At 72.2% G+C, this 10631-nt stretch carries 5 protein-coding genes; 4 read left to right on the forward strand and 1 reads right to left on the reverse strand.

What is annotated here, in order from left to right:
- The first annotated feature begins 202 nt into the window (after window positions 1-202).
- The 4 genes from G3I19_RS30065 (at window position 203) to meaB (ending at window position 9265) form a co-directional block, all read left to right on the forward strand.
- Entirely contained in the window at window positions 203-4015 is a 3813-nt protein-coding gene (locus G3I19_RS30065; protein WP_164266876.1) for a S8 family serine peptidase, read from the forward strand.
- A gap of 151 nt (window positions 4016-4166) precedes the next feature.
- The gene (locus tag G3I19_RS30070) at window positions 4167-6065 is read left to right on the forward strand and encodes a methylmalonyl-CoA mutase family protein (protein ID WP_164266877.1); all 1899 of its coding nucleotides are present in this window, start codon (window positions 4167-4169) and stop codon (window positions 6063-6065) included.
- On the forward strand, window positions 6065-8266 hold the full coding sequence (gene scpA, locus G3I19_RS30075; RefSeq protein ID WP_164266878.1) for a methylmalonyl-CoA mutase: 2202 nt from the start codon (window positions 6065-6067) through the stop codon (window positions 8264-8266). Before G3I19_RS30070 ends, scpA begins: the two co-directional genes overlap by 1 nt.
- A 3-nt stretch (window positions 8267-8269) precedes the next feature.
- A complete protein-coding gene (meaB, locus tag G3I19_RS30080; RefSeq protein ID WP_164266879.1) occupies window positions 8270-9265 on the forward strand; it encodes a methylmalonyl Co-A mutase-associated GTPase MeaB in 996 nt (331 codons plus the stop codon).
- A gap of 45 nt (window positions 9266-9310) precedes the next feature.
- Here the strand turns inward: meaB and G3I19_RS30085 are convergent.
- Window positions 9311-10631 (reverse strand): hypothetical protein (locus G3I19_RS30085; protein WP_164266880.1); only part of this gene is annotated, 1321 nt, incomplete at its 5' end.

The raw sequence follows: 10631 nt of genomic DNA on the forward strand, positions 1-10631 counted from the left end.
CCGCCGGTGCCGTGACCCGCCGCCGCCCGCGCCCTGCCCCGCCGTGACCCGCAGCCGACCCGCCCGCACACGGCCCGCTGGCAGTTAGCCGCCATGGCACCTATCCGCCAGCCCATTCGCCCCACGGCCGCCGCCCGCGCCCCGAGACTCTTCGCAGCGCCCGGGCCCCTCGTCAGCCCGGGCCCCCGGAGAGAGGGGCACCATGACCAGAGCACCTGCGTGGCGAAGAGCCAGATGGCTCTCCGCCGGACTCGCGCTCGTACTGCTCCCGGCAGGCCAGGCACTCGCGGCGACCGGAGCGGGCAGGGCCTCCGCGCCGTCCCCTGCTGTGCCGTCCCGTACCGCGCCGTCCGCCACCGCCCGCGCGACGCACACGGTCACACTGATCACCGGTGACCGTGTCACCGTCACCGGCCTCGGCGGTGGCCACAGCACCGTGTCCGTCGAGCGCCCGGAGGGTGCGAGCGGCGCCGTCCGCACCCAGACGTCCAACGGGCGGATCACCGTGCTGCCCGACGAGGCTCTGCCCTATCTCCGCTCGGGCGTCCTCGACAAGCGGCTCTTCGACGTCACCGGCCTGATCGAGCAGGGCCTCGCCACGGCCGGCAAGGCCACGGCCGGCAAGTCCGCGGGCAGCAAGTCCGCCGGCGACAAGGCCAAGACCAAGACCAAGACCGACACCGGGACCGCGGCCGGCGGGGACGACGGGCTGCCGCTGATCGTCACGTACGGCAAGGGCGTCCGCAGCGCCGCACCGCACGGCGCCACGACCGTCAGGTCCCTGCCGAGCGTGGGCGGCGCCGCGGTGCGGGCCGCCTCGCCCGGCACCTTCTGGAAGTCGCTCACCGACTCCCGTACCCGGCAGGCCGGTTCCTTCGCCGAAGGAGTGGGGAAGGTCTGGCTCGACGGCCGGGTCAAGGCCGACATGGCCGAGAGCAACGCCCAGATCGGCACGCCCGCGGCCTGGCAGGCCGGGCTCACCGGCAAGGGCGTCAAGGTCGCCGTCCTGGACACCGGGGTGGACGCCGACCACCCCGACCTCAAGAACCGGATCAGCGACTCCAAGTCGTTCATCGCCGGTGAGGACACCACCGACCGCAACGGCCACGGCACCCACACCACTTCCACCGTGGGCGGCAGCGGGGCCGCGTCCGACGGCAAGGAGAAGGGCGTCGCCCCGGACGCCGACCTGGCCGTCGGCAAGGTCCTCTCCGACGAGGGCTCCGGCACCGACTCCGAGATCATCGCGGGCATGGAGTGGGCCGCCGAGGACGTCCACGCCAAGATCATCAGCATGAGCCTGGGCTCCCAGGAGGCCAGCGACGGCACCGATCCCATGGCCGCTGCGGTCAACACCCTCTCCAAGGACACCGGGGCGCTGTTCGTGGTCGCCGCGGGCAACACCGGCGCCCCCACCTCCATCGGCTCGCCCGGCGCGGCGGACTCGGCGCTCACCATCGGCGCGGTGGACTCCGCCGACCAGCCCGCCTACTTCACCAGCCAGGGACCGCGGCTCGGCGACAACGCCCTCAAGCCCGACCTGTCGGCGCCCGGCGTGGACATCCTCGCCGCCCGCTCGCAGTACGCCGATGGCAGCGGCCCGTACCAGACCATGAGTGGTACGTCGATGGCCACCCCGCACGTCGCGGGCGTCGCCGCGCTGCTCGCCCAGAAACACCCGGACTGGACCGGGCAGCAGCTCAAGGACGCGCTGATGTCGACGTCCAGGACGCTGTCCGAGCCGGTCTACACGCTGGGCGCCGGCCGGGTCGACGTCCCCGCGGCCACCACCGCGAGCATCACCGCGACCGGCAGCGCCGACCTCGGCTTCTACTCCTGGCCGTACGGCGACGGCAAACCGGTCACCCGCACGGTGACGTACGCCAACTCCTCCGACGCTCCGGTGACTCTGGCGCTCGCCGCCGACGGAGCCGCCGACGGCGTCGTCAAGCTGGCCGACACGAGCCTGACCGTGCCCGCGCACTCCACCGCGCAGACCACCGTCACCGGCGACGGCGCCAAGGCGCCCGTCGGCAACACCTCGGGGCAGATCACCGCGAGCACCGGCGGCAAGGTCGTCGCGCACACCGCCTTCGGCCTGGTCAAGGAGGAGGAGCGGTACACGCTCACCGTCCATGTGAAGGACCGGGACGGCGCGCCGACCGCCGCCGACCTCGCCGTACAGGAACTGGCCAAGGGGACCGACCCGTACAACGCGGCCGTCGGCGACTCCGGCACCCTCACCCTGCGGCTGAAGCCCGGCACCTACTCGGTGGCGTCCTTCCTCGACGTACGCGGCGCCAAGGGCAAGGACTCCCTCGGCCTCGGCTTCCTCACCGATCCGCAGATCGTCGTCGACCGCGACCGTGAGATCACCCTCGACGCACGCCGGCTGCACCAGATCAAGGCCCAGGTCCCCAAGCGCACCGAGACCCGGCAGCTGCTCATGGAGTTCGACCGCAAGGCGAACGGCGCCGACTTCGGCGGAGCGGTGCAGGTGCCGCTCACCTACGACAGCATCTTCGCCGCGCCCACCAAGAAGGTCACCGACGGGACCTTCGAATACCGCACGGTCTGGCGCCTCGGCAAGCCGCTGCTCGAAGCCGTCGCGGACGGCAAGCGGCTCGGCGACACCGTCGTACAGGCCGGGTCCACCATCCTCGAAGGCCGTCACCGGGCCGGCGTCGCCGACCTCGGGACCGGCACGGCCGCCGACTACCAGGGCAAGAACGTCCGCGGCAAGGCCGTCCTGGTACACGCCACAGCCGATGTGACTCCGCAGCAGCTCACCGCCGCCGCCCAGCAGGCCGGAGCGGTGTCGCTCTTCGTCACCGACGACACGCCGGGGCGGCTGAGCACCTGGTTCGGCGCGGACGACGGGTCGGACACCCCGCTCCAGGTGGCCTCCGTGAACGCGGCGGACGGCGCGCTGCTTGCCGCCACCGCACGCCGCCACGGCACGGTGGAGCTCACCGGGACCCGCTACACGCCCTACGTCTACGACCTGTCCGACGGTCACCCGGGTGCGGTCCCGGCGAACCTGACGTACCGGCCGGGCAAGAAGGACCTCGCCACCCTGGACACCACATTCCACGCCGCCAAGCCCGTCGACGGCGGCGAGTTCCGCTACTCGATCACCGGCACCTTCCCCATCGGCTTCGGATTCGCGGAGAGCACGCACTACCCGGCCCGGCGCACCGACTACGTCAGCACCGGCACGGGCCAGACCTGGATGCAGTCCGTCACCGCGGGCCCGACCTCGCTGGAGGAGCGCAGCGGCCTGGTCGCCTACAAGGGCGGCAGCCGCGGCGCACTGGACTGGTTCAAGCCCGTGCTGCACCCGTGGCTGGGCACCGGACTCGGCTGGGGCCAGCAGCGCACCGGCAACGACCTCCAGTTCAACACCCCGGGCTGGGGCGACTCAGGGCCCGACCACACCGGATTCGGCGATGTCTGGAGCGACGACTCCATGACCCAGACCACCGACGTGTACGCGAACGGGGTCCAGGTCGACCACAAGACCAGCTCGGGCGCGTACGCCTGGGACGCCGACCCCGCCGAGACCACGTACAAGGTGGTCACCGACACCACACGGGACCCGGCCACCTGGGTGCTGTCCACGAAGGGCCACTCCGAGTGGACCTTCAGGTCGGCCGAGACCCCGGCGGACCACGCCACCTATCTGCCGCTGCTGAACCTGGGCTTCGACGTGGCCACCGACATCGCCGGTGACGTCCGCGCCGGGCGGAACCTGCCCGTCGGAATCAGCGCCGAGTACGTCAAGGGCGCCCCCGACACCGGGCGGATCAAGTCCGGTTCCCTGGAGGTCTCCTACGACGACGGCAGGACCTGGCAGCCCGTCGGGCTCAGCGCGGTCCACGGTGACTCCGCCGCCTGGAAGGGCACACTGCGGGTACCCAAGGACGCCGGGTACATCTCACTGCGCGCCTCGGCCGCCGACAACCGGGGCGGCTCGGTCGAACAGGAGATCATCCGGGCAGTGGGCGTGAAGTAGCAGAAGGAGCACATCACCGGACAGCCCCTGGCGGTCCGGACCTGAGCCCGGTGCGGCACATGCCGTACCGGGCTCCCGTACGGACGAGAGAGTCCAAGGTCACAGTGGTTCTCTCAAGTGCACACCTGGCCCCCTCGCCTAGCATCTGAGCATGACGGTCCTGCCCGACAACGGGTTCCCCCTGGCCGCCGGATTCCCGCATGCGACCCATGAGCAGTGGCAGCGCCTTGTGGAAGGTGTGCTGCGCAAATCGGGTAAGGATGTCTCGGGTACGGCGGCGGAAGAAGCGCTCTCCACCGAACTGGACGACGGTCTGGTCGTCCAGCCGCTCTACACCGCGCCGGACGGCGGCGGCCCGGCCGCGCCGACCGGGCCGGACGGACTCCCCGGGTTCGCGCCCTTCACCCGCGGCAGCACCCCGGGCGGCCGGGTGGCCGGCGGCTGGGACGTACGCCAGCGGCACAGCAGGCCCGACGCCGCCCGCACCAACGAGGCCGTGCTCGCGGATCTGGAGAACGGCGTCTCCTCCGTCTGGCTCACCGTCGGCGACGCCGGTGTCCCGGTGACCGGGATCGCCGCGGCTCTCGAAGGTGTCCACCTCGACCTGGCACCGGTCGTCATCGACGCGGGCGCCGAATCGGACGCCGCCGCACGGGAATTGCTGCGGCTCGTCGACGAGCACGGTATCGCCCCCGAGGACGCGCTCGGCACCCTCGGCGCCGACCCGCTGGGCCACGCGGCCCGTACCGGCGAGCACGACGGCGTGGCCGGGCACACCGCGCAGGCCGTGGCGCTGGCGCAGCTGTGCCGGGAGAAGTACCCGCAGCTGCGGGCCCTCGTCGTGGACGCTCTGCCGTACCACTCGGCGGGCGGGTCGGCGGCCCAGGAGCTGGGCTGCTCGCTCGCCACCGGGGTCGCGTATCTGCGCGCACTCACCGCGGCCGGACTCGATGTCGCGGCGGCCTGCGGACAGCTGGAATTCCGCTACGCGGCCACCGCCGACCAGTTCCTGACGATCGCGAAGCTGCGTGCGGCGCGGCGGCTGTGGGCCCGGGTGGCCGAGGCGAGCGGCGCACCGGCCGCCGGGGCGCAGCACCAGCACGCGGTGACCTCACCGGTGATGATGGCGCGGCGCGACCCGTGGGTGAACATGCTCCGTACGACGGTCGCCTGTCTGGCGGCAGGCACGGGCGGGGCGGACGCGGTGACGGTGCTGCCCTTCGACCACACGCTGGGGCTGCCGGACGACTTCGCCCGCCGTATCGCCCGTAACACGTCGACCATCCTGGTCGAGGAGTCCCATCTGGCACGGGTGATCGACCCCGCGGGCGGTTCCTGGTACGTGGAACGGCTCACCGACGAACTGGCGCAGGCGGCCTGGGAGTGGTTCCAGGAGATCGAGCGCGAAGGCGGCCAGGAGCAGGCCCTGCGCTCAGGACTGATCCCCGGCCGGATCGCGGCCACCTGGGAGCGGCGCAGCGAGAAACTGGCCGGCCGGCGCGAACCGGTCACGGGCGTCAGCGAGTTCCCCCAGCTCGTCGAGCGCGCCGTCGTCAGGGACCCCGCGCCCGCGGCTCCCGGCGGGGGCCTTCCGGTGGTCCACCGCGACGATGCCTTCGAAGCGCTGCGGGCCCGCTCGGACGCCCATCTGGCGGCGACCGGGGCGCGTCCCCGGGTGTTCCTCGCCGTACTCGGTCCCGCCGCCGCGCACACCGCGCGGGCCGGCTTCGCCGCCAACCTGTTCCAGGCGGGCGGCATCGAACCGGTGCAGGGCCCGGTGCCCGGCACCCCCGACGGAGCCGCAGCGGCGTTCGCCGCATCGGACACCACCCTGGCCTGTATCTGTTCCAGCGACGCCGTCTACGCCGAACAGGCACCCGGCACCGCCACCGCGCTGAAGGCCGCCGGCGCGCGGCAGGTGTTCATCGCCGGCCGCCCCGGAGACCTGCGGGACACGTATCTGGCCGCCGGAGTGGACGAGTTCGTCTTCGCCGGGGCAGACGTGGTGGCTGTGCTGACCTCCGTCCTCGACCGTATGGGAGTGGCGTAATGCAGATCCCGGACTTCACCGAGATCGACCTGGGGCCCGGTGCGTCCGCCGGTGCCACCGACGAGCAGTGGCGCGCGGCCGTGAAGGAGTCCACCGGCCACAGCGTCGACGAGCTGGTCTGGCAGACCCCCGAGGGCATCCCCGTCAAACCGCTGTACACCGGCCAGGACACCGAGGGGCTCGACTTCCTCGGCACCTACCCGGGGATCGCGCCGTACCTCCGCGGCCCCTACCCGACGATGTACGTCAACCAGCCCTGGACCATCAGGCAGTACGCCGGATTCTCCACCGCCGAGGAGTCGAACGCCTTCTACCGCCGCAATCTGGCGGCCGGTCAGAAGGGCCTCTCGGTCGCCTTCGACCTGCCGACGCACCGCGGCTACGACAGCGACCACCCGCGCGTCACCGGAGATGTCGGCATGGCGGGCGTCGCGATCGACTCGATCTACGACATGCGGCAGCTCTTCGACGGCATCCCGCTCGACAAGATGTCGGTCTCCATGACGATGAACGGAGCCGTACTTCCGGTACTCGCGCTCTACATCGTCGCCGCAGAGGAGCAGGGCGTACCGCCGGAGAAGCTGGCCGGGACCATCCAGAACGACATCCTCAAGGAGTTCATGGTCCGCAACACCTACATCTATCCGCCGAAGCCCTCCATGCGGATCATCTCCGACATCTTCGCGTACACCTCGCAGAAGATGCCGCGCTACAACTCCATCTCCATCTCCGGTTACCACATCCAGGAAGCGGGCGCGACGGCCGATCTGGAGCTGGCCTACACGCTGGCCGACGGCGTGGAGTATCTGCGGGCCGGTATCGCCGCCGGGATGGACGTCGACTCCTTCGCGCCCAGGCTCTCCTTCTTCTGGGCGATCGGCATGAACTTCTTCATGGAGATCGCGAAACTGCGCGCGGCCCGGCTGCTCTGGGCCAGGCTGGTCGAGCAGTTCGACCCGAAGAACGCCAAGTCCCTTTCGCTGCGCACCCATTCGCAGACCTCGGGCTGGTCGCTCACCGCGCAGGACGTCTTCAACAACGTGACCCGCACCTGTGTCGAGGCGATGGCCGCCACCCAGGGCCACACCCAGTCGCTGCACACCAACGCGCTCGACGAGGCGCTGGCCCTGCCGACCGACTTCTCCGCCCGGATCGCCCGCAACACCCAGCTGCTGCTCCAGCAGGAGTCGGGCACCTGCCGGGTCATCGACCCGTGGGGCGGCAGCGCGTACGTCGAGAAGCTCACGCACGATCTGGCGCAGCGCGCCTGGCAGCACATCGAGGAGGTCGAGGCGGCCGGCGGCATGGCGCAGGCCATCGACGCGGGCATCCCCAAGCTCCGGGTGGAGGAGGCGGCCGCCCGCACCCAGGCGCGGATCGACTCCGGGCGCCAGCCCGTCGTCGGCGTCAACAAGTACCGGGTGGAGACCGACGAGGAGATCGACGTACTCAAGGTCGACAACTCATCGGTGCGCACCCAGCAGGTCGCCAAGCTGAAGCGGCTGCGCGAGGAGCGCGACGAAGCGGCCTGCCAGGAGGCGCTGCGGGCGCTGACCGACGCCGCGGGCCGCGACCCCGGGCCCGGCCTGGACGGCAATCTGCTGGCGCTCGCGGTCGACGCGGCGCGGGCGATGGCGACCGTCGGGGAGATCTCCGACGCCCTGGAGAAGGTCTACGGGCGGCACGCGGGACAGATCCGTACCATCTCCGGTGTGTACAGGACCGAGGCAGGGGAGTCGCCCTCCGTGGAGCGGACGCGCCGTCTGGTGGACTCCTTCGATGAGGCCGAGGGGCGCCGTCCGCGTATCCTCGTCGCCAAAATGGGCCAGGACGGCCACGACCGCGGCCAGAAGGTCATCGCCACCGCCTTCGCCGACCTGGGGTTCGACGTGGACGTCGGCCCGCTCTTCCAGACGCCGGGTGAGGTGGCACGGCAGGCGGTCGAGGCCGATGTGCACATCGTCGGTGTCTCCTCGCTCGCCGCGGGGCACCTCACGCTCGTCCCCGCGCTGCGGGAGGAGCTGGCGGCCGAGGGCCGGGAGGACATCATGATCGTCGTCGGCGGCGTCATCCCGCCCGCGGACATCCCGGCCCTGCACGAGGCGGGCGCCGCCGCGGTCTTCCCGCCGGGCACCGTGATCCCGGACGCGGCGTACGACCTGGTGGTCCGGCTCGCGTCCGCACTCGGCCACGAGCTCTGACGGATGGCGCTCCACATCGATCCGGACCGCTACGCCCAGGGCGTCATCGACGGGTCACGTGCCACCGTCGCCCGGGCCATCACCCTGGTCGAGTCCTCCCGGGCCGACCACCGGGCCCTCGCCCAGCAGCTCCTGACCGCGCTGCTCCCGCACTCCGGGAAAGCCCGCAGGATCGGCATCAGCGGGGTGCCCGGCGTCGGGAAGTCCACCTTCATCGACGCCTTCGGCACCATGCTCACGGGGCTGGGCCACCGGGTGGCGGTGCTCGCCGTCGACCCGTCGTCCAGCAGGACCGGCGGCTCCATCCTGGGCGACAAGACCCGGATGGAGCGGCTGGCCGTCGACCCGGCCGCCTTCGTCAGGCCGTCACCGACCGCGGGCACCCTCGGCGGAGTGGCGCGTGCCACCCGGGAGGCCATGGTGGTGGTGGAGGCGGCCGGTTATGACGTCGTCCTGGTGGAGACCGTCGGCGTCGGCCAGTCCGAGACCGCCGTGTCGGACATGGTGGACTCCTTTCTGCTGCTCACCCTGGCCCGCACCGGCGACCAGCTGCAGGGCATCAAGAAGGGCGTCCTGGAGCTGGCCGATGTCATCGCCGTCAACAAGGCGGACGGCCCGCACGAACGCGACGCGCGCTCGGCCGCCCGCGAACTCGCGGGCGCGCTGCGGCTGATGCACCCGGCCGACGCGGCCTGGACCCCGCCGGTGCTCAGCTGCAGCGCCCGCGAGTCGGCCGGTCTCGACACTGTGTGGGAGCGGCTCGAACAGCACCGCAAGGTCCTGGACGCGTCGGGCGGGCTGGCCGCCAAACGGCGTGACCAGCAGGTCGACTGGGCCTGGGCGATGGTGCGCGAAGGGCTGCTCAAGGAGCTGCACGACCACCCGGACGTCAAGCGGCTCACCCCGCGGCTCGAACAGGAGCTGCGCGGCGGGACGTTGACACCGACCCTCGCCGCCGAGCGCATCCTCGGCGCGTTCCGCGGGTCGTCACCGGGCTGAGAGGCCGGCGGGCCCGGAGACCGGAGGGGCGGGCGCCGTGGCTGCTCACCAGGTGGTGAGCAGCAGGTGGTTGACGAGCAGGGCGAGGACCGCCTGGAGCGTCAGCCAGCGGCGCCGGTCCGCGGCCGGCAGCAGAGCCGCGGCCGGCAGCAGCCAGAGCGCGAAGGGGATCCAGATGCGCTCCGTCTCCGCCTTGCTCATGCCGGAGAGATCAGCGGCGAGCAACGCCACCAGGACGGCCAGGACGAGCAGCCCCAGCCGGTCGGCGGCGCTGTCCCTGGCCCCGTACCAGCGGCGCACCGCACCGGGGAGCGCGGCCCCCGCCCGCCGCAGTCCGGCGACGGACGCGAGGCCCGTGATCACCACAGCGCAGGCGAGATTGCCCCAGACCCAGTAACTCTGCGGCCGGTCGCCCCCGACGCCCTGGTAGTAGCGCTGCACCAGCAGCCCGTACGCCTCCCACCAGTTGAAGCCCGCGAGTGTGAACGCGAGCGCGACCAGTGCCACACCGGCCAGCGCGGGCGCCAGCGGCCGGGCATTACGGGCGAGGATGAGGACCGCGACGGCGGGCAGCGCGAAGAGGGTCAGCCCGTACGAGAGGTAGAGCGCCCAGCCGAAGAGCAGCCCGGACACCAGCGCGACGAGTGCGGGGGCTTGGACCGTACGGGAGGCCGCCAGGGCCAGCAGGGCGACGGCCCAGGCGACGACCGCCGCGAAGTAGCCGTCGGCCGATGTGCCGGTCCAGACGGCGGCCGGTGCCAGGACGAGGAAGGGCGCCGCCCGGCGCGCGGTCCGCTCGCCGGTCAGCGCGCGCAGCGCCACCAGCACCGCGACCGCCGCCGACCCGCCGACCGTGATGCACCAGGCACCGGCCCAGCCACCGCCGCCCAGGCCGATCCGGTCCAGCCAGACGAAGGTCAGCGTGGCCCCCGGCGGGTGACCGGCCACATGCGCGGGCCAGTTGTGCGGGTGCCCGATCAGGATGTGCGCGTCGAAGGTCCGCAGCGTCGGCCCGATGTGCGCGAACCGGTCGATGACACTGAGGTACTCGTTCCGGTTCGTGAGCCGGTTCGCGACGCCCCGCTGCCAGCCGTCGACCAGGGCCAGCGACCAGATCCACGCCATCGACGCCCCGCAGACCACCAGCGTCAGCGGCCGCCACGACAACCGGGCGGCGAGCACCGGCCCGTAAACGATCACCGCGGCCGCGACGGCGAGAGCGGCAGGGGTGCCGGGCCCCACATGCGGGAGCCAGTACGCCAGCAGCGGCGGCCACGACACGTGCAGGGTGCCGTCGGAGTTCTCGATGACCGTGCCGACGACGGCGGCCGCGGCGACGAGCAGCGCCGCGGCGAGCGCGGCAGAT

The sequence above is a fragment of the Streptomyces sp. SID10853 genome (genome assembly GCF_010548145.1).
Lineage (GTDB): Bacteria > Actinomycetota > Actinomycetes > Streptomycetales > Streptomycetaceae > Streptomyces.

Bases quoted from the DNA above. Each gene is read 5' to 3' on its own strand.
- G3I19_RS30065 (WP_164266876.1), top strand. From the start codon at position 203: ATGACCAGAGCACCTGCGTGGCGAAGAGCCAGATGGCTCTCCGCCGGA.
- G3I19_RS30070 (WP_164266877.1), top strand. From the start codon at position 4,167: ATGACGGTCCTGCCCGACAACGGGTTCCCCCTGGCCGCCGGATTCCCG.
- scpA (WP_164266878.1), top strand. From the start codon at position 6,065: ATGCAGATCCCGGACTTCACCGAGATCGACCTGGGGCCCGGTGCGTCC.
- meaB (WP_164266879.1), top strand. From the start codon at position 8,270: ATGGCGCTCCACATCGATCCGGACCGCTACGCCCAGGGCGTCATCGAC.